At 58.7% G+C, this 22,240-nt stretch carries 17 protein-coding genes; 8 read left to right on the top strand and 9 right to left on the bottom strand.

Features of this window, described 5'->3' with window-relative positions; genetic code table 11:
* Both AKG12_RS30915 and AKG12_RS18635 read left to right on the top strand, forming a co-directional pair.
* On the top strand, positions 1–360 hold a 360-nt coding region (locus AKG12_RS30915; protein WP_210168242.1), incomplete at its 5' end, for a hypothetical protein.
* 60 nt (positions 361–420) lie between these two features.
* Entirely contained in the window at positions 421–2,367 is a 1,947-nt protein-coding gene (locus AKG12_RS18635; RefSeq protein ID WP_046802090.1) for a M23 family metallopeptidase, read from the top strand.
* Positions 2,368–2,435: 68 nt separating this feature from the next.
* Here AKG12_RS18635 and clpB read toward each other — a convergent pair whose 3' ends face one another.
* The 6 genes from clpB to AKG12_RS18605 form a co-directional block, all read right to left on the bottom strand.
* Positions 2,436–5,060: an ATP-dependent chaperone ClpB gene (clpB, locus tag AKG12_RS18630; RefSeq protein ID WP_046802091.1), complete on the bottom strand. Its 2,625-nt coding sequence runs from the start codon at positions 5,058–5,060 to the stop codon at positions 2,436–2,438.
* Between the two features lie 404 nt (positions 5,061–5,464).
* Complete coding sequence (locus AKG12_RS18625) at positions 5,465–6,268, bottom strand: DUF4167 domain-containing protein (RefSeq protein WP_052820001.1); 804 nt, start codon at positions 6,266–6,268, stop codon at positions 5,465–5,467.
* Positions 6,269–6,662: 394 nt separating this feature from the next.
* Complete coding sequence (gene prmC / locus AKG12_RS18620; RefSeq protein ID WP_502688810.1) at positions 6,663–7,469, bottom strand: peptide chain release factor N(5)-glutamine methyltransferase; 807 nt, start codon at positions 7,467–7,469, stop codon at positions 6,663–6,665.
* A 56-nt stretch (positions 7,470–7,525) separates the two neighbouring features.
* Positions 7,526–8,608: a peptide chain release factor 1 gene (prfA, locus tag AKG12_RS18615; RefSeq protein WP_046802094.1), complete on the bottom strand. Its 1,083-nt coding sequence runs from the start codon at positions 8,606–8,608 to the stop codon at positions 7,526–7,528.
* Between the two features lie 28 nt (positions 8,609–8,636).
* Positions 8,637–10,904 carry a phosphoenolpyruvate--protein phosphotransferase gene (gene ptsP / locus AKG12_RS18610; protein ID WP_046802095.1) on the bottom strand — a complete coding sequence of 756 codons (2,268 nt, stop codon included), beginning with the start codon at positions 10,902–10,904 and terminating at the stop codon, positions 8,637–8,639.
* 176 nt (positions 10,905–11,080) lie between these two features.
* Positions 11,081–12,358, bottom strand: a complete 1,278-nt coding sequence (locus AKG12_RS18605; protein WP_046802096.1) for an aspartate kinase — start codon at positions 12,356–12,358, stop codon at positions 11,081–11,083.
* A 390-nt stretch (positions 12,359–12,748) separates the two neighbouring features.
* On the opposite strand from AKG12_RS18605, the gene AKG12_RS18600 reads away from it, so the two are divergent.
* Complete coding sequence (locus tag AKG12_RS18600) at positions 12,749–14,596, top strand: DEAD/DEAH box helicase (RefSeq protein ID WP_052819999.1); 1,848 nt, start codon at positions 12,749–12,751, stop codon at positions 14,594–14,596.
* Between the two features lie 274 nt (positions 14,597–14,870).
* Here AKG12_RS18600 and AKG12_RS18595 read toward each other — a convergent pair whose 3' ends face one another.
* Positions 14,871–16,109, bottom strand: a complete 1,239-nt coding sequence (locus AKG12_RS18595; RefSeq protein WP_046802098.1) for a saccharopine dehydrogenase family protein — start codon at positions 16,107–16,109, stop codon at positions 14,871–14,873.
* Positions 16,110–16,168: 59 nt separating this feature from the next.
* Positions 16,169–17,266, bottom strand: a complete 1,098-nt coding sequence (gene nspC / locus AKG12_RS18590) for a carboxynorspermidine decarboxylase (RefSeq protein ID WP_052819998.1) — start codon at positions 17,264–17,266, stop codon at positions 16,169–16,171.
* A gap of 301 nt (positions 17,267–17,567) precedes the next feature.
* Here nspC and AKG12_RS18585 point away from each other — a divergent pair, with 301 nt between their 5' ends.
* The 3 genes from AKG12_RS18585 (at position 17,568) to galE (ending at position 19,532) form a co-directional block, all read left to right on the top strand.
* The gene (locus tag AKG12_RS18585) at positions 17,568–17,912 is read left to right on the top strand and encodes an ElaB/YgaM/YqjD family protein (RefSeq protein ID WP_045015765.1); all 345 of its coding nucleotides are present in this window, start codon (positions 17,568–17,570) and stop codon (positions 17,910–17,912) included.
* 9 nt (positions 17,913–17,921) lie between these two features.
* Complete coding sequence (locus AKG12_RS18580) at positions 17,922–18,356, top strand: hypothetical protein (protein ID WP_003498528.1); 435 nt, start codon at positions 17,922–17,924, stop codon at positions 18,354–18,356.
* A 192-nt stretch (positions 18,357–18,548) separates the two neighbouring features.
* Positions 18,549–19,532, top strand: coding sequence for a UDP-glucose 4-epimerase GalE (galE, locus tag AKG12_RS18575; RefSeq protein ID WP_052819997.1), 984 nt, complete (start codon positions 18,549–18,551; stop codon positions 19,530–19,532).
* Positions 19,533–19,636: 104 nt separating this feature from the next.
* Here the strand turns inward: galE and AKG12_RS18570 are convergent, their stop codons facing one another.
* Complete coding sequence (locus tag AKG12_RS18570; RefSeq protein ID WP_046802102.1) at positions 19,637–20,212, bottom strand: PRC-barrel domain-containing protein; 576 nt, start codon at positions 20,210–20,212, stop codon at positions 19,637–19,639.
* Positions 20,213–20,253: 41 nt separating this feature from the next.
* On the opposite strand from AKG12_RS18570, the gene AKG12_RS30320 reads away from it, so the two are divergent.
* Together AKG12_RS30320 and AKG12_RS18565 are read left to right on the top strand one after the other, a co-directional pair.
* Positions 20,254–20,421, top strand: coding sequence for a hypothetical protein (locus AKG12_RS30320; protein WP_156316074.1), 168 nt, complete (start codon positions 20,254–20,256; stop codon positions 20,419–20,421).
* A 29-nt stretch (positions 20,422–20,450) separates the two neighbouring features.
* Entirely contained in the window at positions 20,451–22,169 is a 1,719-nt protein-coding gene (locus AKG12_RS18565) for a sensor histidine kinase (RefSeq protein WP_046802103.1), read from the top strand.
* Positions 22,170–22,240: the final 71 nt, after the last annotated feature.

The following is a 22,240-nucleotide window of genomic DNA, read 5'->3' as shown; positions in this document are numbered from 1 at the left end:
AGACTTCGTCGCCAGCAGCGCCGCCGCCCTCGTTCAGTGAGCGGACTTATAAGAGATCACCCTCAAACAAGTCAACAGCTCAAATCACGAAAAATAAGAAAATCTATCAAGTTATTGATTTTAAGTAATAATTTCAATTTTCAGCAATTCTCCGACGCAAAGGGCGCCGAAGCGCTGCCGGTTTTGCACAGGAGAACAAGGCCCGCGACATCAAGTCGAGCCCCGCGCCTTCTTTTGGCCCGGTTCCTCGCTAATTGCTTTGCCAACGAAGCGTTAATGCGGGCATGCGTGCGCGTGTCCTTATGTAGGCTGTTGCGACATATCTTTCGGTGCGTCGATCAATTTGACTCATGGCATTGAAAGTTGCACACCTTCGCCTGAAGTTTCTGGAGAGCGCATGACCGACGGGGCACAGCTGGTATGACTGCGGATCGCAATGTGATCCGGTCGCTAGGCACGGAACCGCCAATTCTGGCGGAAGGGCGCCGTGCACCCGATCGTCGCGAGATTTCGCTCAGATGGCTTTCCGGCACATTCCTGACCGGCATCACCTCTTCCATATTGATGGGTGTGGCTCTGTTTGCGGCCCTCGATGGCCGCCAGCAGCTCGCCATTCCCGCCGAGGCCTTTGCCAAGGCGGACATGGGTAACAATGCGACGGAAGCGGCGCGCCGCGGCACGCGCCTTATCGCCCCGAATATCGCAGCCCGGCCATCCGATCGGTCGATCATGGAAGTCTCGACTGTCATCAATGAAGGCGACAAGGAAGTGGTCCGCAAGGTTCCCTTCTCTCACGTCAAAATTCCGCTGGCAGCGAATTACGCCAAGCAGGATGATTATCCTGCCTTCGATCCCCTGAACATTTTTGCGAGCAACGACGACAAGGACGCCGCCGCGCCGGCGCCGAGCCGCACGGGAACGATCTACGGCTCCGAGGTTGAATCCGAAGTCAGCCTGAAGACCGTGGCCTTTCCGGTCCAGCACTCCAAATACGCCTTTGCCGGCTCCTTGAGCTTCGACGAGGTGGAGGAAGCGGTACGCTCGAATGGCTCGATCCTGACGGATGGCAACGAGCAAGTTGCCGCACTTTATTACATCGACCCGCGCCGCTTTGATAATGATGAAGGCGATGTCGATATCACGGCCGGCCTCGCGGCCCGTGTCGTCGAGCAGAATATGTCGGTCTCAACTCCACAATCGGCCTCAGTACCGGTCAAGGAATATGCCGACGACGTGATCCCTGCCCGCCAGACCGAGACCATCGAGGCCGCTTTGTTCGGCGCGGGTTACTCGAAGGCACAATCATCGGAAATCGCCGGGCTGCTGTCACCGCAACTCCAGTCGAACAATGTCGAAAGCGGTGATGTGCTGCGTGTCGGCATCATTCAGGAAGACGAAAAAAGCGACATCGTGCGCGTCAGCCTTTATCGCAAGGGCCGCCACATGGTCACCATGGCCGTCGATGACCGCAAAAACTTCATCAAGGCCAGCGAACCGCCGAAACTCGACGCGGTAGCGAGCGCCTTCGACAGCACGCCGGCGCCGGCGGCCGGCCGCGACCTGCCGAGCGTCTATGACGGTGTCTACCGCGCGGCTCTCGCTTATGGCATGAACCAGAGCATGGTTTCCCAGCTTATCAAGCTGCTGGCCAGCAGTGTCGATTTTCAGGCGCAGCTCAAACCGGCGGATACGCTGGAAGCATTCTTCTCCGTGGAAGATGCCGATGGCAAGGCCACCGACAAGTCGGAACTGCTCTATGTCAACGCCAAGTTCGGCGACAACGAGACGCGGTTTTACCGGTTCCAGAACCCTGATGACAACAGCATCGATTATTTCGACGAGAACGGCAAAAGCATCCGGCAGTTCCTGTTGCGCAACCCGGTTCCGAACGGCCGCATGACATCCGGTTTCGGCATGCGCCGCCACCCGGTTCTGAAATTCAGCCGCATGCATACCGGAACCGACTGGGCCGCCGCCCGCGGCACGCCGATCATCGCAACCGGCAACGGCACTGTCGAGAAGGCCGGCTGGGCCTCCGGTTACGGCAACCAGACCCTGCTTCGCCATGCCAACGGCTATGTCTCTTCCTATAATCACCAGAGCGCCATCGCCAAGGGCGTAACCGAGGGCTCCAAGGTCCGGCAGGGCCAGGTCATCGGTTATGTGGGATCGACCGGCCTTTCGACCGGCGCCCACCTGCATTACGAACTGATCGTCAACGGCACGAAAGTGGACGCGATGAAAGTGCGCCTGCCGGGCGGCAAATCGCTTGCCGGCGATGCGCTTGCACGGTTCTCCGACGAGAGAAAGCGCATCGACAATCTTCTCAACATCGAGGACAAGCCAAATCAGGTGGCGAGCCGGTAATCCGCCGGCATTTAGCAGCCCGAAAAGCAGACCAAATGAAAAGGGCTCCGTTTCCGGAGCCCTTTCTTTTATGCCGCATCGGCCGTTTCGGTTTCGGCCTCGCCCTTCGGAGGCTTGACCTTGAACAGCAGCCGGTCCGTGCCGGACGTCACCTTGACCCGCGAACCATCGGGGATTTCCCCGCCGAGGATCATTTCGGCAAGCCTGTCCTGAACCGACTTCTGGATCACCCGCTTCAGCGGACGTGCGCCGTAAGCGGGATCGTAGCCCTTGTTGGCGAGCCAGCTGCGGGCATCCTCATCCAGTTCGAGCGAGATCTTGCGATCACCCAGCAGCGAGACGAGCCGCTTCAACTGAATTTCCACGATCGCACCCATTTCATCACGCCGCAGGCGGTGGAACAGGATGATATCGTCGATACGGTTGAGGAATTCCGGCCGGAAATGCGACCGGACCCGCTCCATCACCAGTTCACGAACCGAATCCACATCGTCATTGTCACCCATCTGCGTCATGAATTCCGAACCGAGGTTCGAGGTCATGATGATGATGGTGTTCTTGAAATCGACGGTGCGGCCCTGGCCATCCGTCAGGCGGCCATCATCCAGCACCTGCAACAGGACGTTGAACACGTCAGGATGCGCTTTCTCGATCTCGTCGAACAGGACGACCTGATAGGGCCGGCGACGAACCGCTTCAGTCAAAGCACCCCCCTCTTCGTAACCGACATAACCGGGAGGCGCGCCGATGAGCCGGGCAACGGAGTGTTTCTCCATATATTCCGACATATCGAGGCGAACCATCGCGGTCTCGTCGTCAAACAGGAAGCGGGCGAGCGACTTCGTCAGCTCGGTCTTGCCCACGCCCGTCGGGCCGAGGAAGATGAACGAGCCGATCGGGCGGTTCGGATCCTGAAGGCCGGCACGCGAACGGCGAACTGCCTTGGAAACCGCCTGAACGGCTTCACCCTGCCCGACAACGGACTTGGCAAGCTCGTCTTCCATGCGCAGCAGCTTTTCGCGTTGACCTTCGAGCATCTTGTCGACGGGAATGCCGGTCCAGCGGGAAACGACATGGGCAATATTGTCCGGTGTCACCACCTCCTGAACCATCGAACCGGCACCGCTGCTGTCACGGGCTTCCGCCGCAGCCAGTTCCTTTTCAAGGCCCGGAATAATGCCATAGGTCAACTCGCCGGCGCGCTGGAACTGGCCGTTGCGCTGGGCAATCGCCAGTTCGTTGCGGGCTTCATCCAGCCGCTTTTTCAGGTCGGCGGCATGGCCGAGCTTCTGCTTTTCCGCCTGCCAGCGGGCCGTCAGCGCATCCGCCTTTTCTTCCGTATCGGCCAGCTCATCTTCGAGCTTTTTCAGGCGATCGACGGAGGACTGGTCCGTCTCCTGCTTCAAAGCTTCGCGCTCGATCTTGAGCTGGATGATACGACGATCCAGCTCGTCCAGCTCTTCCGGCTTGGAATCCACCTGCATGCGAAGACGCGAAGCGGCCTCGTCCATCAGGTCGATTGCCTTGTCGGGCAGGAACCGGTCGGTGATGTAGCGGTTGGAAAGCGTCGCAGCAGCAACAAGGGCCGAATCCGAGATTCGAACCTTGTGATGCTGTTCGTATTTTTCCTTAAGACCGCGCAGGATAGAGATCGTATCCTCAACGGTCGGCTCGTCCACCAGCACGGGCTGGAAACGGCGGGCAAGAGCCGGGTCCTTTTCCACATGCTTGCGATATTCATCGAGCGTGGTGGCGCCAACGCAATGAAGTTCACCGCGGGCAAGCGCGGGCTTCAGGAGGTTGGAGGCATCCATCGCACCATCAGCCTTGCCGGCACCGACCAGCGTATGCATCTCATCGATAAACAGGATGATGCCGCCATTTTCAGCCTGCACTTCATTGAGTACGGCCTTCAGACGCTCTTCGAATTCACCGCGATATTTCGCACCTGCGATCAGCGCGCCCATATCGAGCGCCATCAGCTTCTTGTCCTTGAGGCTTTCCGGCACGTCACCATTGACGATGCGCAGAGCAAGCCCTTCGGCAATCGCCGTTTTACCGACGCCCGGTTCACCGATCAGCACGGGGTTGTTCTTGGTGCGGCGCGAAAGGACCTGAATGGTACGGCGGATTTCGTCGTCACGGCCAATCACCGGGTCGAGCTTGCCCTCACGGGCTTCTTCCGTCAGATCGCGCGCGTATTTCTTCAGGGCGTCAAAACCCTGTTCGGCATTGGCGCTATCAGCCGTGCGGCCCTTGCGGATGTCGTTGATGACCTGGTTGAGAGCCTGCGCCGTTGCCCCTGCCTTCTTCAGCGAAGCCGAAGTGGAAGCAGAGCTTTCAATCGCCAACGCCTGCAAAAGGCGCTCGACGGTAACGAAGCTGTCGCCTGCCTTCTTTGCGAGATCTTCTGCAGTCGAAAACACTTTGGCAAGCGGCGCCGTCAGCGAAAGGCCGCCATTGCCACCGGAAACCTTGGGCAATTTCGCCAACGCGGCATCATTGGCAAGACGCGCTTCTTTCGCGTCGCCACCAGCACGCTCGATCAGCGATGCCGCCATGCCCTGCTCGTCATCGAGCAAAACCTTGAGAACATGTTCCGCAGAAAACTGCTGATGATTTTCCGCAAGCGCAAACGTCTGTGCCGATTGCAGAAAACCGCGAACACGTTCGGAGTATTTTTCAATATTCATAGTCGAACCTCCATTGACCGGCCCGCCCGCTTTCGGCACGGCTCCGGGTGTTAGGGTTGAGGCTCCCTCAAAAGGCAAGCCCCGCTACGACAGCCGTGTTTAAAGCATTTCACGATCGCCGCCTCTCGAAGGTCGGTTGCCGGCGAATGCGGCTTGCGTCCTTCCTGCACGAATATGGGAGGCATTTTCATCGGTTTAAAGGGGCGAAAAACCGCCATCAGGGAAATTTTCACCTGTTTTGACAGACATCAGCTTGCCGACGCGCACTCACCTTTTTTGCCAGCCAACGGCTCCCCCCATGTAAGCCCTAAAAACAAAAAACTCCGGCAAGCCGGAGTTTTTCAATCGCGTGTCTGGCAGCGTGCCTGGCCGCGTGTTTGACGCGGTCTGCTTGAAACCCCTGCTTATTCAGCAGCGTTTTCAAGGGTGGCCGGTGTTGCGTCTTCACCGGCGGGCGCGTCTTCACCTTCAGCACCTTCCGCCGCTGCGGCACGGCGCGGACGACGCGGGCGCGGGGTCGTGGCACGACGGGTCTTTGGCGCACGTTCGGTCGCGGGTGCTTCCGCCTGCTGCTGCTCTTCCTCGACGGCCACTTCCATGGGCGTACCTTCGATGACGGGCTGCGGCGCCTGGCTGGCGTCGTAAACCGGCGGCTGCTGTTCGGCCGAAACCTGCGGCTGGCGCGGCTGACGTTCCTGCCGTTCACGGCGGTCCGGACGTTCGCGACGTTCCTGGCGTGGCTCGCTCCGCTCGGTGCGCTCCTGGCGCTCCGGCTGCTGGACGCGCTCTACCTGTTCGGAATGCTGCTGCGATGCAACGACGCCATCGTCGCCATCGTTTCCATCCATATCGTCGGCATCCGCGTCGGCGGCATTGTATTCACCGCGATCATCGCGCTGGAAACGTTCCTGCATCTGGGCCTGAGCCGTGGCAATGATGCGGTTGTAATGCTCAGCGTGCTGCAGATAGTTTTCCGCAATCACACGGTCGCCAGAACTCTGCGCGTCCCGGGCAAGGGCAGCGTATTTTTCCGCTATGTGCTGGGCTGTACCGCGAATCTTAACATCGGGGCCGGAACTGTCATAAGTCCTGGTGAGCGGATTGCCGCCCTTGCGGTTGAAGTTGTTATTACCGCCACCATTGTTATTGTTGTTATTATTGTTGCTTCCACGCCCCCGGCCGCGCTTGTTTTGCTGTCCTGGCCTCATCAATTGCTCACCTGAATTCTGTTTTGCTGACAATCTGGTTATTTTCATGCAATTCCGGACGGAAAACCGCTGGAAATTTTTCCTGAAATTGTTCCGTCACGCGTCCTGCCGAAGATAACCCCGGACAAGACCTCGCGTGTGACGACCGGTCGCGCAAATGCTGCACCGAGCCGCCTGCGAACAAAGTTTACTGATTCACATGCCGGAAACGCCCAGCCTTTCAGGGCTCTCAAAAGAACCCGCTTCGGGACTGACCCATACCCTGACGAATCTGCGTTCGTCCTCAGCCACCCTGCATGTGGCCGCAAACTATCCCGCTTCCCGCGGAAATCCAAGCCTTTTCTTTTGCTGTGCAAAATATCTCTGCAAAAATCCGCCGCCATATCGCGAAGAACTATCTCCGGAAGATCAAAACTCTGTCGTTGCCGCCATAATCCTTCACGGCGTCCACAAGAGAGAAACCGTTAGAAGCAAATATCGTGGAAACATCAAGCCTTTGATCGAAACCGATCTCCACACCAACGATCCCGTTTTCCACAAGAAAGCGGCCTGCGTCGGCAGCAATAAGGCGGTACGGTGCAAGGCCGTCCTGACCTCCGTCCAGCGCCGCCATCGGATCATGATGACGAACCTCTCGGTCCAGCGTTGTAACGATATCGCTTCTTATATAAGGCGGATTCGACACAATTATGTCAAAGCTGCCGGAGATTTTTTCGAACCAATCGCTCTGCCTGATCTCGAAACGCGTTTCGAGCCCGTTTCTGGACGCATTTTTCGCAGCCGTCTCCAACGCGCCAGCGGAAATATCGCTGCCGATACCCGTCGCGTCAGGGCATTCCTTCAAAAGCGCCAGACAGATCGCACCCGTGCCCGTGCCCAAATCCAGAATGCGGGCGCTACCCTTTTGGGAAACAGCATCCCTTAACGCCGGCAACAGCGTATCAACGAGAATCTCCGTATCCGGACGGGGTTCGAGTGTCTCCTTCGACAACAGAAGATCGAGGCCGTGAAACTCCCGGTGACCGAGGATACGGTAGACAGGTTCTCCCCCGGCCCGTCTTTCGATCATGGAAGCGATGCGGGCCTGCTCTTCCCGCGTAATGGGCCGGTCCGGCTTCATCACGAAATCGGTCAGTGAAAAGGCAATAACCTCACCGATCAGCAGGCGCGCATCGAGAAGCGGATCGGCAACACCGGCCATCTGCAGCCGTTTGCGGGCGGCGGCGAGTTCTGCCGAAACGGTCCCCTCAGCGCCGCTCAAAGCTGCTGTTCGCCAAGCAGTGCCAGCTGGCCGGCCTGATAATCGGCGATCAACGCATCCACAAGCTCATCGATTTCACCTTCGATCATTCTATCGAGTTTATAGAGGGTGAGGTTGATGCGGTGATCGGTGACACGCCCCTGCGGAAAATTATAGGTGCGGATGCGCTCGGACCGGTCACCCGAACCGACCTGGCTCTTGCGGTCAGCCGAACGTTCGCTATCCACCTTCTGGCGCTCGATGTCGTAAAGGCGCGAGCGCAGAACCTGCATGGCCTTGGCACGGTTCTGGTGCTGGGATTTCTCCGAACTCGTGACGATCAGTCCCGTGGGAAGATGGGTGATGCGAACAGCGGAGTCGGTGGTATTGACGTGCTGGCCACCTGCGCCCGATGCGCGCATCGTATCGATGCGAATATCTTCGGGGCGGATTTCGACGTCGATATCCTCCGCTTCCGGCAGCACCGCGACGGTGGCGGCGGAGGTGTGAATGCGGCCGCTCGCTTCCGTTTCCGGCACCCGCTGCACGCGATGCACGCCGGATTCGAATTTCAGCTTGGAAAACACCCCTCGCCCGCTGATCGTGGCGATGATTTCTTTGTAACCGCCAGCTTCGCCTTCGCTGGCGGAAAGGACTTCGACTTTCCAGCCCTTGGTCGATGCAAAGCGCTCATACATCCGAAACAGATCACCGGCGAAAAGCGCCGCCTCGGAGCCGCCTGTGCCGGCACGGATTTCAAGGATCGCGCTTTTTTCATCCGCCGCATCCTTGGGGAGCAGCAGGACCTGCATATCCTTCTCAAGCTCACCGATGCGGGCCTCGACCTCCGGCAACTCCATTTCCGCCAGATCGCGCATGTCCCTGTCGGTCGTCTTGTCGGCGAGCAGCGCCTCGAGATCGGCAGCCTCGGCAATCGCCTTTTCGTAGTCGCGGATCTTGTTCACAACTGGCTGAAGCTCGGAATATTCCGAAGCCAGCTTCACATAGACATCCGCCGCCGGGCCGGCCGACATCCGCGCTTCGATCTCTCCGAAACGCCTTTCCAACTCGCGCATTTTTTCGACGGGAAGCTTCGCCACCAGTCACTCCGATAATGAAATAAGTCTTTTAAATGGGAATGGAATGCGCAGCAGCAAAGCGTAACAACACCTCGCGCCCGCTTTCCAGCGAATTATGATCGTCGAGCGCAGCATTCAACTCGTCGGCAAGTCGCGCTGCGTCCAGCCCGAGCAGCATGGCCTTGACCGGGCCGATTGCCGTCGGCGACATGGAGATCGACCGGAAACCCAGACCGATCAGCGCCATGGCGGTCAGCGGCTTGCCCGCCATCTCGCCGCACAACGTGACCGATGTGTGGTGCCTTTCGCCGGCGCGAACGATATCACGCAGAATGCGCAGGAACGGCTTGCCAAGATTGTCGAAACGATCCGAAACCCGGGCATTGCCACGGTCGACCGCCATAGAGAACTGGAAGAGGTCGTTTGAACCGACGGAAACGAAATCCACCTCCTGCATCAGCTCATCGAGCTGCCACATCAAGGATGGCACTTCCAGCATCGCTCCGAATTGCAGCTTTTTCGGCAGCGCATGGCTGAATTTCGAAAGATGCTGCACTTCCTTCTGGAGAAGATCGCGTGCCGCCCGGATTTCGGAAACCTCGGTCACCATCGGCAACATCATGCGCAGCTCCGCACCCGAAGCGGCGCGCAGCAGCGCGCGCATCTGCGTGCGCATCAGGCCCGGACGGTCGAGCGACAGGCGGATCGCCCGCCAGCCGAGTGCCGGATTTTCCTCTTCCTGGCCGCGCATATAAGAAACGACCTTGTCGCCGCCGATATCCAGCGTGCGGAAGGTGACGCTCTTTCCCTTTGCCTGCCGCAGAACGGAGCGGTAGAAAGCCTCCTGCTCCTCACCCTTCGGCATGTTGGAGGCGATCATGAATTGCAGCTCGGTGCGAAACAGGCCAATGCCATCGGCGCCGGATTCCTCCAGCTGCGGCAGGTCCACCAGCAGACCCGCATTCATCTTCAGATTGACCTTCTGGCCATCCTTGGTGATCGGCTCGACATTACGCAGCGCACGGAATTGCTCCTGCCGCTTGGCGCGCAGACGCACTTTTTCCTCGTAGGCACGCTGCAGGTCCGACATCGGGCGCAGATGCACCTGGCCGTCATCACCATCGATGATGATCGGATCGTTGTTTTCCGCCAGCGCGACAATGCCCGCCGCCTGGCCGATGATCGGAATACCCATGGCACGCGCCACGATAACGACGTGGCTCGTCACCGCGCCGTCTTCGAGCACCAGACCACGCAGTTTCTCACGCGGGTAATCCAGCAATTCGGCAGCGCCCATGGCACGTGCCAGAACGATGGCGTCGAGCGGGAAATCCTGTTCGGGTCCGCGACCGCCAAAACCGATCAGCTGACGCAGCAGCCGGTTGGCAAGATCATCGAAATCATGCATGCGCTCGCGCAGATAAGGATCGGTCAGGCGCATCATGCGCGCCTTGGTGTCGCTCTGCACCTTCTCCACTGCCGCTTCCGCCGTCAGGCCGTTGCGGATCGCCTCTTCCATGCGCCGCACCCAGCCCTGATCGTGGGCGAACATACGGTAAGTTTCCAGAACTTCGCGGTGCTCACCTTCGGTCGGCACGTCGCGGCGCTGCAACATGTCATCGATCGACAGCCGCAACGAACCAATGGCATCGGCAAGCCGGCGGATTTCCGTATCCGCGTCCTCGTTCAGCAGGTTGGTGACGACAATGCGGGGATCGTGCAGCACGACGTGGCCAAGACCGATGCCTTCACCGTAACCATCGCCATCGATGGAAACAGCACGCGTCAGGTCCAGCTCCACACCCGGGCGGGTGATCTTTTTCAACTCGCCGCTCGCCACTATTTCAGCGATAAGCATCGCGGTTGTCTCAAGCGCTTCAACTTCATCCTCCCGGTATGTTCGGCTGGCCTTGTTCTGGACCACAAGAACGCCAAGAGTGCGACCGGAGCGCAAAATCGGCACGCCGAGGAAGGAATGATAAATTTCCTCACCGGTTTCAGGAAGATAGCGGAAAGCGGGATGCGCCTGCGCATCGGAAAGATTAAGCGGTTGAGCGGAAGCGGCAATGGTGCCGACAAGACCTTGCCCCATTTTCAGCTGGGCAAGATGCACGGCGTCCTTGTTGAGACCTTCCGTGGCATATAGTTCCAGCACGCTGTCGGAACGCAGCACGTAGACGGAGCAAACCTCTGCCACCATGTTGCTGGCAATCTGACGGACGATCTGGTCCAGACGATCCTGCGGTTCAAGGTGCTCCGCCATCATTTCGCGCAGCCGCTTGAGCAGGACGCGCGGACCTGCGGAAAGGTCTCTCATCGCGTTTGCTCCCCGACGCTTCCGATCCGAATGTCATAATATTCGAGAATCAAAACGTCATTTAAAAAATTTATAGCGCCAGAAGCGCGTCCCGCAAGGGACACGCTTTCAAGAAACGCCACATCGGAAGAACGCAACTCCGAAGAATCGGAGCATCGGGAACCGATGTCTCGGATTTAGCTCTTATCGAGACCGTAGGCCGAATGCAAAGTGCGAACGGCAAGTTCGGCATAGGCGCCGTCGATCAGGATCGAAATCTTGATCTCTGACGTGGTGATGGCCTTGATGTTGATGTTCTTCTCGGCAAGCGCCTTGAAGGCGCTGGCGGCAACGCCGGCGTGGCTGCGCATGCCGATACCGATGACGGACACCTTGGCAAGACCCGTCTCGTTCTGTGCAACATCGAAGCCGATCTGGGCCTTGTTGTCGTCGAGAACCTTGAGAGCCTTGGCAACGTCACCCGAGGGAACGGTGAAGGTCATGTCGGTGCGCGAGCCATCTTCGGAGATGTTCTGCACGATCATGTCGACATTGATATGCGCTTCGGCGAGCGGACCGAAGATCGCGGCGGAAACGCCCGGACGGTCGGCCACGCGGCGCAGCGAAATCTGTGCTTCATCCTTGGCATAGGCGATGCCGGTTACGACTTCCTGTTCCACGATTTCATCCTCGTCACAAATCAAAGTACCGGGCGGGTTGATGAGGTCGCCCATGCCCGGCGCATCGGGATCCTCGAAACTGGAGCGAACGAAGGTGCGCACCTTGTGTACCATGGCAAGCTCGACGGAGCGAACCTGCAGAACCTTCGCGCCGAGAGACGCCATTTCGAGCATTTCCTCGAAGGCGATCTTTTTCATGCGCCGAGCCTTGGGCTCGATGCGCGGATCGGTCGTGTAGACACCGTCGACATCGGTATAGATGTCGCAACGATCCGCCTTGACGGCGGCGGCAATGGCCACAGCCGACGTGTCAGAGCCGCCGCGACCAAGCGTCGCGATGCGATTATCCGGGCCGATGCCCTGGAAACCGGCAACGACGGCAACCTGTCCCTCACCCATGCGCTTGACGATATCCGAACCGTCAATCTCGAGAATACGGGCGGCGCCATGCGCATTATCGGTACGGATCGGGATCTGCCAGCCCTGCCAGGAGCGTGCATTGATACCCATGGACTGCAGGGTGATCGCCAGAAGACCTGATGTGACCTGCTCGCCGGATGCGACAACCGCGTCATATTCGCGCGCATCATAGAAGGAGGCGGCGTTGGTGCCGGTCACCTTTGCGGCGTTCTGCACCCAGTCCACCAATTCGTTGGTTTTTCCCGACATGGCGGAAACGACCACGGCCACTTCATGGCCGGCATCCACTTCGCGTTTCACATGCCGTGCGACATTGTGAATACGTTCGAGGTTCGCGACGGACGTGCCGCCGAATTTCATGACAATGCGAGCCATAGCCTTGACCAGTACATCCCTTTTTTCCGCCAGCCGGTTTTCACCCGGTGTGGACAAGAACAAACCCAGTCGGCCCTTCCTGACAAAGAGCCTCAAGTTGCGGGTCTCTTAGCGAAAAGGCGGGGGGCACGCAATGCCGTTTATGAACCATGCGGTACGCCTTTTGAGTGGCCTTTGCGAAGGACGATGGCGGGCTGGAATAAAAGGCGGGAGAAAGTACCCGTAAAAGAGCGTACCGCAGTGCACTGTACAAACCGGCTTATTCGCAGTATGAGCGCGGGCAATGTAACCGGCCAGATGGCCGAAATGGCCTGTATCGGCTGCCCCGGAGACTTTAGGACCTATTGGTTTCGGGCGGATGCGGGCAGCTTCATATCCGAAAGACGGTAGATGACAGACACCCAGGGTATCGCCCCGGCGATCGCGCAGGCGTTGGAAAAACGCGGCTACAACGACTTGACCCCCGTGCAGAAGGCCATGCTTGCGCCTGATCTCGCCGACAAGGACGCGCTGGTTTCCGCGCAGACCGGTTCCGGCAAGACGGTTGCCTTCGGCATCGCGCTCGCAACCACGCTGCTGTCGGAAAATACCCGCTTCGGTCAGGCTTCCGCGCCGCTCGCTCTTGCTATTGCACCAACCCGCGAACTGGCCATGCAGGTCAAGCGCGAGCTGGAGTGGCTTTATGAATTCGCCGGCGTGTCGATCGCATCCTGTGTCGGCGGCATGGATATCCGCAATGAGCGCCGTGCGCTGGAACGCGGCGCCCATATCGTCGTCGGTACGCCCGGCCGTCTCTGCGACCATATCAAGCGTGGCGCACTCGATCTGTCGTCGCTGCGCGCCGTGGTGCTGGACGAAGCCGACGAGATGCTCGATCTCGGCTTCCGTGAGGATCTGGAATTCATTCTGGAGGAATCGCCCGACACCCGTCGCACGCTGATGTTCTCGGCCACCGTGCCGCGCAGCATTGCCAAGCTGGCCGAAAGCTACCAGAAGAATGCCGTGCGCATCGCCACCGCTTCCGAACAGAAGCAGCATGTGGATATCGAATATCGCGCGCTTCTGGTGTCGCCGTCTGATCGCGAGAACGCCATCATCAACGCGCTGCGCTTTTACGAAGCCCGCAACGCCATCGTCTTCTGCTCCACCCGCGCCGCCGTCAACCATCTGACGGCCCGGTTGAACAATCGCGGCTTTTCGGTCGTGGCCCTCTCCGGCGAACTGACGCAGAACGAGCGTACGCACGCGCTGCAGGCCATGCGTGACGGCCGCGCCCGCGTTTGCGTAGCGACCGATGTTGCTGCCCGCGGCATCGACCTGCCTGGCCTGGAACTCGTCATCCATGCCGACCTGCCGACCAATTCCGAAACGCTTCTGCACCGTTCCGGCCGTACTGGCCGTGCCGGGCAGAAGGGCGTCAGCGCCATCATTGTGCCCGTGAGCCAGCGCCGCAAGGCCGAACGCCTTCTCGAAGGCGCCAAGGTCAGCCCCGCATGGGTTCGCCCGCCCTCCGTCGAAGAGATCGTCGAGCGCGACGGCGCACGGCTTCTGGCCGACCCGACACTCAGCGAAGCCGTGGCTGAGGAAGAACGCGATTTCGTCAACCAGCTGCTGGAACAGCACGGCGCGGAAAAAGTCGCCGCCGCCTTCGTGCGTCTCTATCACGCCGGGCGCTCGGCACCGGAAGACATTTTCGAGGTCGCGCTGGATAACAGCCGCAAGCCGCGCCGTGACAGTTTCGAGACGGTCGAAAACAACGCACCGCGCCGCGAGCGCTCCGACTTCTCCGACAGCGCGTGGTTCTCGCTTTCCGTTGGCCGCAAGCAGAGTGCCGAACCGCGCTGGCTCATCCCGATGCTGTGCCGTTTCGGCAAGATCACCCGTCAGGATATCGGCGCCATCCGCATGCAGCAGACGGAGACCTTTGTGGAGCTGGCGGCCGATGCCGTTGACCGCTTCACCTCTGCCATCGGCAAGGACATGATGCTGGAGAAGGGCATTCGCCTGAAGGCGCTGGAAGGCAAGCCGGAAATGACCGGCAGTGCCCGTGAAGACACAAGGCCGGCAAAGGCCCAGCGGAAGTTCACCAAATCAGACAATGCAGGCGCGCCACGCGATGACCGCAAGGCTGAAGACAAGCCCTGGAAAAAGAAAAAGCCCTTCGGCGACAAGCCGAAATTCGAAGGCAAAAAAGACAAGCCGTTCGAGAAGCGTGGACCGAAGCTTACGAAGGGCTGAGGTCACTCTGCGACTAACGACGACGGCGGGCATGCCTGCTCTCAACGTCATCCTTGGGCTTGTCCCGAGGATCTGCAACCTATTGATTTTATTCAACGTGATTGGATCCTCGGCACAGGGCCGAGGATGACGTCGCGTAACTGGTTAGACCTCTTTCCATCGACTGGGCACTACACCCGTTTTGCGTCCAGCGCGCGATCGATACTCTGTATAGCAAAGAAAAAGCCCCGCATTCGCGGGGCTTTTTTGTCTCTATCCGTCGAGAATGCTGCAATCAGAACTCCAGCGCGCGATCGCCGTTTTCATCCTTGATGCGGTTCGGCAGACCAATCTTGTTCAGAATGTTCAGGAACGGCTTCGGCGGAAGTTCTTCCACATTGGCCATCTGCTTCACATCCCATTCGCCCGTCGCAATCAGCATGGCAGCGGCGACCGGGGGAACGCCGGCGGTGTAGGAAATGCCCTGCGAACCAACTTCTTCATAGGCGTCCTTATGGTCGGCCACGTTGTAGATGAAGACTTCGCGTTCCTTGCCGTCCTTGATGCCCTTGACGATATCGCCGATGCAGGTCTTGCCGACATAGTCAGGCGCCAGCGAAGATGGATCGGGCAACACGGCCTTGACCACCTTGAGCGGCACGACTTCGAGGCCTTCAGCCGTCTTGACCGGCTTTTCGGACAGGAGGCCAAGGTTCTTCAGCACCGTGAAAACGTTGATGTAATGATCGCCGAAGCCCATCCAGAAGCGCACATCGGCGCCATCCATATTTTTGGACAGCGAATGCACTTCGTCATGGCCGGTCATGTAGGCCTTCTGCTTGCCGACAACCGGCAAATCGAATTCCTGGCCGACTTCGAACATCTGGTTCGTCTGCCACTCACCCTTCTGCCAGGAATAAACAACGCCGGTGAATTCGCGGAAGTTGATTTCCGGATCGAAATTGGTCGAGAACCAGCGGCCATGGCTACCGGCATTGATATCGACGATATCGACCGAAGTGACCTTGTCGAAATATTCATCCTTGGCAAGGCGCGCATAGGCATTGACCACGCCGGGGTCGAAACCGACGCCGAGAATGGCGGTGACGCCCTTTTCCTTGCACTCAGCGGCGCGCTTCCACTCGTAGTTTCCATACCACGGCGGCGCCTCGCAAATCTTGGTCGGATCCTCATGGATCGCCGTATCCATATAGGCAACACCTGCGTCCATGCAGGCACGAAGAACGGACATGTTGACGAAAGACGAACCGACGTTGATGACGATTTCCACGCCGGTCTGTTTGATCAAGGCTTTCGTCGCCTCGATATCCATAGCGTCAAGCGCATGGGCCTCAAGTTTCACATCTGTCTTGAGGCTCTTCTTTTCGCGTACGGACTCGACAATCTTGCGGCACTTTTCCAAAGTCCGTGACGCAATATGAATGTCTCCCAATACATCGCTGTTCTGGGCGCATTTATGCGCCACGACCTGTGCTACGCCACCGGCGCCGATGATCAGAACGTTCTTCTTCATTTCAGGTGATGCCTCCTTTTCCCCGCAGGGATGAGCTTCGTTGGATGTTGAAACAGGGTTTAAGACAGGCTTTGCTCGAAATCGGCAAAGTCGAATTCACGAACGGCGCGCACGGTGCCGTCCAGTTCCTTGATGGCGATCGCCGGCATCTTCACGCCGTTGAACCAGTTCTTCTTGACCATGGTATAACCGGCCGCATCCTGGAAGGAGATGCGGTCACCGACCTTCAGCTCCTTGTCGAAGCGGAAATCGCCGAAAATATCGCCCGCCAGGCACGACTTTCCGCAGACCATATAGGGATGTTCGCCCTCGTTCGGCGCAACCTTGGCGGTTTCGCGGTAGATCAGCAGATCAAGCATATGCGCTTCGATGGAGCTGTCGACGATGGCGAGGTTCTTGCCGTTAAACAGCGTGTCGAGAACCGTCACCTCAAGTGTGGTGCTTTTGGTAATCGAAGCTTCACCGGGCTCCAGATAGACCTGCACGCCATATTTTTCCGAGAACGCCCTGAGGCGGTCGCAGAATTGGTCGAGCGGATAGTTGTCACCGGTGAAATGAATGCCGCCGCCAAGGCTGACCCATTCGGCACGTGACAGCAGCGATCCGAATTTCTCTTCGATCTGCGTCAACATGCGGTCAAACAGCGAAAAATCGCCGTTTTCGCAATTGTTGTGGATCATGAAACCGGAAATACGGTCCATGACCTTGTCGACCTTGGCGACGTCCCATTCGCCGAGACGGCTGAATGGGCGCGCGGGGTCGGCAAGATCGAAACTGGAAGAGCTGACCTGCGGATTGAGACGCAGGCCACGCGTGATGCCGGCGGCCTTGTCGGCGAAACGCTCCAGCTGACCGATCGAATTGAAGATGATCTTGTCGGCATTCGCAATCACCTCATCGATTTCGTAATCGGCATAGGCGACGGAATAGGCGTGGGTTTCGCCACCGAATTTCTCGCGGCCGAGACGCACCTCATAAAGCGAAGACGAGGTGGTGCCATCCATATATTGCGACATGAAATCGAACACCGACCATGTGGCGAAGCACTTCAACGCCAGGAGCGCCTTGGCGCCGGATTTTTCCCGCACATAAGCAATCTTCTCCATGTTGCGAAGAAGTTTTGTCTTGTCGATGAGGTAATAAGGCGTTTGAAGCATGTCGTTTCACATATTGATTGAAGTCAAGGTACGTCTCGATGATGGGCCTTATATGATGCTTGTGACAGGAAAACAAATGTCCGGCACCGAATTCCCAGAAAATTGCCCCCAACCGGAAATGCCTGCGAAGAAAACACGTCACGTTGCGGAACCAAGCCTGCATCGGCGCGTTTGAATGGCGGACAGGCAGGTTTTTCGGTCTCCGGAACGGAGGTTCTCGAGCGACAGAATTTACCTCCAGCGGCAGTCGGGTTGGCCCGCCGCGATTTCCATCAACGATGTTTCAGGAAGGACCTCACCTATGGCAAGCGTGCGTAGCAGCGTTAATGACAAGATCCAGCAATCCCTCGAAAACGGTGATGCAGCCGACGTTGCGGCGCAGCTCGCCCAGCTTCGCGAAGATCTGGCAAATCTTGCCAAGAGCGTTAAGGCGCTTGGCGTCGGCGCCTCGCATGAGCTGAAGGCGCAGGCCGCCCGCGTGGCTGATGACGCACTCACCGCCTCTGGCGAAATGGCCGACAGTGTTCGCAGCGAAATTTCGTCGCTGAACGATAATCTGACAGATCAGGTTCAGAAGAACCCGCTTCAGTCCCTAGGCATCGCCGTTGGCGTGGGCTTCGTGCTCGCTCTCCTCACACGTCGATAAGGCCGCATCATGCTTGAGGCATTGCTGGTCTATCTGGGAGACACCCAGCGCGAAGGACGCGTTGTGACGCGGCGCTTGCGTGCCACCATCATCCTGTGGGTGCTGACCGGTGTCTTTTTCCTGATCGCGTTCGTCGCCGCGGTGGTTGCAGGGTCGATCTATCTCGCCCGGCATGTCGGGGCGGGTCCGGCCGCGCTTGTCGTCGCCGGCACCGCGTTCCTGCTCGGCGTCATCATGCTGGTGGCACTGGCAATTGTAAAACGCCCCAGAGCCTATGCCGCACGCCCAGTCGCACCCTTGACGGCTGCCCCGCTGACCGCAGCACCCCTCGCCTTGCAGTCACTGTTGACGCTGGCGATCCAGGCGCGGCCCTATGCGACGCTCGCCGTCGCCATGGCCGCCGGTTTTCTGGCGACGAGGGCCAATACGAGGAAAAAGAAATAAACACACCGTCGGGCGGGTTTTATGCACGTCACCGACCCTCACGAGAGCTGCGCATCCAGACGATGGATGCGCAGTTTTTTTTATGTTACGCGCAATGGATAGACTGGCAAATGGCGTCCCGCGCCACGCCGCCCTTATTTGAACAAAGTGACATACAGTCTCGGCGCGTCCGTATTTTTTGAAAGGCGTTTGATGAAGAAGAAAGTCCTTGTCGTTGGCGGTGCCGGCTATATCGGTTCGCACACCTGCCTTCTCCTCTCTGAGCGAGGATATGAACCAGTTGTTTTTGACAATCTGTCCAATGGGCATGAGGAATTCGTCCGCTGGGGACCCTTCGAACAGGGCGATATTCGCGACCGGGCGCGACTGGACGAAGTCTTCGCCAAACACCAGCCGGAAGCCGTTCTGCATTTCGCAGCGCTGATCGAAGTGGGCGAATCGGTGAAGCAGCCCGTCGCCTTTTACGATAATAACGTCATCGGCTCGCTCAACCTGCTCTCCGCCGCGATTGATGCTGGCGTCACCGCCTTTGTTTTCTCCTCCACCTGCGCCACCTACGGACTGCCGGAACAGGTGCCGATCGACGAGACGCACCGGCAAGCGCCGATCAATCCCTATGGCCGCACCAAATGGGTGGTGGAACAGGCGCTGAAGGACTACAGCGCCTATAAGGGCCTGCGCTCGGTCATGCTGCGCTATTTCAATGCCGCAGGCGCGGATTTCGAGGGCCGTATCGGCGAGTGGCACAAGCCGGAAACCCACGCCATTCCGCTCGCCATCGAGGCCGCACTTGGACGGCGTCAGGGCTTCAAGGTGTTCGGCACGGATTACGATACCCGCGACGGCACCTGCGTGCGCGATTATATCCACATTCTCGATCTTGCCGATGCCCATGTGCGGGCGGTGGATTACCTGCTGGCCGGCGGGGAAACCGTGGAACTCAACCTCGGCACCGGCACCGGCACCACGGTGAAGGAATTGCTGGCGGCAATCTCCGAGGTCTCCGGCCGCCCCTTCCCGGTCGAATCTACCGGCCGGCGCGACGGCGATTCCACCACACTCGTGGCCAATAACGATAAGGCTAAAGAAGTTTTGGGCTGGGAACCGCGTTATTCCCTGTCGGATATTATCAAATCCGCCTGGGCATGGCATTCTTCCCGCAACGCCGGCGATTGAGCGGCCCTTAGGCCAAGATAAAAAAAGACACCGGCCAGTAGCCGGTGTCTCTCGCGGGACGGCATATTGAAGCCAGTCCCGGCTCCTGCCTCCCAGGTATGGGATTAAGGCTTGGTGGCGGATGTCGTTGTACTATCCGGTGCCGCCGGGGTTGCCGCGTTCTTTTCGCTGGTCTTCTGTTCCAGCGTCTTGAACTCGGGAGCCGCCTTCAGCGTTTCTGCCGTTTCGGTCGTCGTCAGGCGAATGGTGCCGTCCTGCGCATTGCGCGTCATCGTCACCTTGTCCATGGGCACGGCTACATCCTTGGCGCCGATGCCGAGGAAACCGCCAACGCCGATCACGGCTGCGACCAGGCCGCCATCTTCCGCCATGATGAGATTGGTGACGTTACCGATGCTTTCATCGGCTGCGGTGTAGACCGACTTGCCAATATAGTCATTGGCGCTGATCTGCGTTTCGCCCTGCTCGGTGATGTAAGCACCGCCCGTGGTTGTGGCCGCGCTGTCATTGGCCGCAGGAGCCGCAGGCGTCATCGGAGTGGCAGGCGGCGTTGCCGGCTCGGTCTGCGCACCCGGATTTGCCGGTGCGGGCTGGGTGGTGCCCTGAGCGATGGCAAGCGGCGCGAAAGCCGTCGTGCCCATCAGGGCGGCCGTGACGAGTATCGTAAGTTTCTTTGCCATTTCGTACCTTCCTTTCATCGTTCTCAACTGGCCGGGCGGTGATGAATTTCGCTACCGCTCGCTGGCCGGTTCGTCTTGCAAACGGGCTGGTGGTTGAAATAGTTCCGATTTTTTCGGTCACACCGGTGCATTTGCCGCATGTCGCGACGACCGAAGGTAAAAATCAGGCATTGCTAACGGGGGACAGCGCGGTATTATCCCTGCCGTAACAATGCCATAACTGCCGGAGTTTTTTTGTATGCCTCAACCCGGCAACAGACTGAAAGACATGATCTCGGCTCTACGTCGGCGCAGCGCGAATTTTTTCCCGACCGCCTCCATCGGCACTTATCTGGTGGTGATGGCAACCGTCATCACCCTGCCGCTCATCCTCTTCGTCGGCTATCTGATGCTGCGCCTCGAAGCCGAAAAACGCGACGACCTGCAAAGGGAAACCATCGAGGATGTCCGGGTCGTCAGCCGCAACATCGATCGCCGCCTGCAGGAAATCGCTACGTCCCTCAATCTGCTATCGCAATTTCCGGAACTCGAGAATGGCAATCTCGCCGCATTTCAGGGACGCGTTGCCGAAAGCCTAAAACGGGAGGGCCTCTATGCCCTTCTCGCCACCAAAGACGGCCAGCAGCGCCTCAATACCCGCGTCACCTATGGCCAGCCTCTCGGCAAGGTGCCGGACGAGGCCAAGCTGGCCAAGGCAATCGAATCCCGCCGCATCACCGTCTCGGACATGTTTTTTGGCGCCACCAGCAAGGAATGGGTATTCAACGTTACCATGCCGTTGAATCCGGACCTGGGCTTGGCCGGAGATGCGCTGATTTTGACGCAGAACGCCAGCGACCTGAGCCGGCTCATCCCCACGGAGAACCTGCCGCGCAACTGGGCCGTGGCCATTATCGACGGTACAAATCGTGTCGTCGTTTCCAGCGCCCAGGCTGAGGCGGAAGTGGGCAAGCCCTTTGTCAACCCGGCCGTTCTTTCAGAAATGCAGGCCTTCAGTGGCAATTTCTTCGACGGCAAGGGCAATCTCTATGCCTATGCACAATTGCCGGGCTGGCAATGGAAGACGGTAATGTGGGGACCACTTGCCGCAAGCCAGGCGGCGCTGATCGATACATGGCGACAGATGATGATCGGTAGCCTTGTGCTGGTGCTGATCGCTATCGGCGGCGCCTATCTGGTCGGCCGGCAATTGCGCAGCTCCATTCGCGATCTGACTCATATGGCAGAGCGCATCGGCGAAGGTGAGATCGTCGCGCCTGTGGATACCAAGATAAAGGAGGCCAACCAGGTCGCCATCGCGCTTTCCAACGCTTCCTTCGACAGAAGCCAGTCGGAAGAGCGGCTGCAATTGCTGCTGCACGAACTGGTTCACCGCTCCAAGAATATTCTGACGCTGGTTCAGGCGATGATACGGCAATTGGGTCGGGAAAATAAAAGCATTCCGGAGTTCCAGAAGGAAGTCGACCATCGCCTGCGCGGCCTCGGCATGTCGATCCGGGCACTGGCAGAAGTTCAGTGGCAGGGGCTGCCGATCCGCAAGCTGATCGAGACCCACCTCGAAGTTTTCGGCACGGTATCAGAACGTGTCGTGCTGGCAGGCGACGATTTCATGCTATCGCCCGAAGCGGCGCAGAATTTCGGGCTTGTGGTGCATGAGCTGACCACTAATTCCATTAAATACGGCGCGCTTTCGGCACCGCTCGGGAAAATTACCGTGAGGTGGCAACCGCTTGAAAAAGACGGCCGGCAGATGCTCCATCTTCTGTGGACCGAGACAGGCGGACCACCGGCCAGGGAGCCGAGCCGCAAGGGTTTCGGCACCACGGTCATCAAAAGACATGCGGAAGGCGCCTTCGGTGGGTATGTGACGACGGAATACCGCGAAACCGGCTTCGAATGGTCTCTGGAAGCGCCGATACGCTATTTCACGCCGAAGCGACCGGACCCGGCACATTGAAGCCGATCCGCGGCATGAGTGGCCAAAAATTTGCCGATTGTTAAAAAAATGCATTTTTTGGGGAACCGAAT

This window comes from Agrobacterium sp. SUL3, from assembly GCF_001263295.1.
GTDB classification, from domain to species: Bacteria; Pseudomonadota; Alphaproteobacteria; order Rhizobiales; family Rhizobiaceae; genus Agrobacterium; species Agrobacterium tomkonis.
This window is presented reverse-complemented; position numbering and strand designations above follow the sequence as displayed.

Bases quoted from the DNA above. Each gene is read 5' to 3' on its own strand.
- AKG12_RS18585 (WP_045015765.1), top strand. From the start codon at position 17,568: ATGGCAAGCGTGCGTAGCAGCGTTAATGACAAGATCCAGCAATCCCTC.
- nspC (WP_052819998.1), bottom strand. From the start codon at position 17,266: ATGCTTCAAACGCCTTATTACCTCATCGACAAGACAAAACTTCTTCGC.
- prmC (WP_502688810.1), bottom strand. From the start codon at position 7,469: ATGGCCGGTGTTGCCGATCCGCTTCTCGATGCGCGCCTGCTGATCGGT.
- ptsP (WP_046802095.1), bottom strand. From the start codon at position 10,904: ATGAGAGACCTTTCCGCAGGTCCGCGCGTCCTGCTCAAGCGGCTGCGC.
- galE (WP_052819997.1), top strand. From the start codon at position 18,549: ATGAAGAAGAAAGTCCTTGTCGTTGGCGGTGCCGGCTATATCGGTTCG.
- clpB (WP_046802091.1), bottom strand. From the start codon at position 5,060: ATGAATATTGAAAAATACTCCGAACGTGTTCGCGGTTTTCTGCAATCG.
- AKG12_RS18595 (WP_046802098.1), bottom strand. From the start codon at position 16,109: ATGAAGAAGAACGTTCTGATCATCGGCGCCGGTGGCGTAGCACAGGTC.
- AKG12_RS18635 (WP_046802090.1), top strand. From the start codon at position 421: ATGACTGCGGATCGCAATGTGATCCGGTCGCTAGGCACGGAACCGCCA.
- AKG12_RS18565 (WP_046802103.1), top strand. From the start codon at position 20,451: ATGCCTCAACCCGGCAACAGACTGAAAGACATGATCTCGGCTCTACGT.
- AKG12_RS18570 (WP_046802102.1), bottom strand. From the start codon at position 20,212: ATGGCAAAGAAACTTACGATACTCGTCACGGCCGCCCTGATGGGCACG.
- AKG12_RS18625 (WP_052820001.1), bottom strand. From the start codon at position 6,268: ATGAGGCCAGGACAGCAAAACAAGCGCGGCCGGGGGCGTGGAAGCAAC.
- AKG12_RS30320 (WP_156316074.1), top strand. From the start codon at position 20,254: ATGAATTTCGCTACCGCTCGCTGGCCGGTTCGTCTTGCAAACGGGCTG.
- AKG12_RS18605 (WP_046802096.1), bottom strand. From the start codon at position 12,358: ATGGCTCGCATTGTCATGAAATTCGGCGGCACGTCCGTCGCGAACCTC.
- AKG12_RS18600 (WP_052819999.1), top strand. From the start codon at position 12,749: ATGACAGACACCCAGGGTATCGCCCCGGCGATCGCGCAGGCGTTGGAA.
- AKG12_RS18580 (WP_003498528.1), top strand. From the start codon at position 17,922: ATGCTTGAGGCATTGCTGGTCTATCTGGGAGACACCCAGCGCGAAGGA.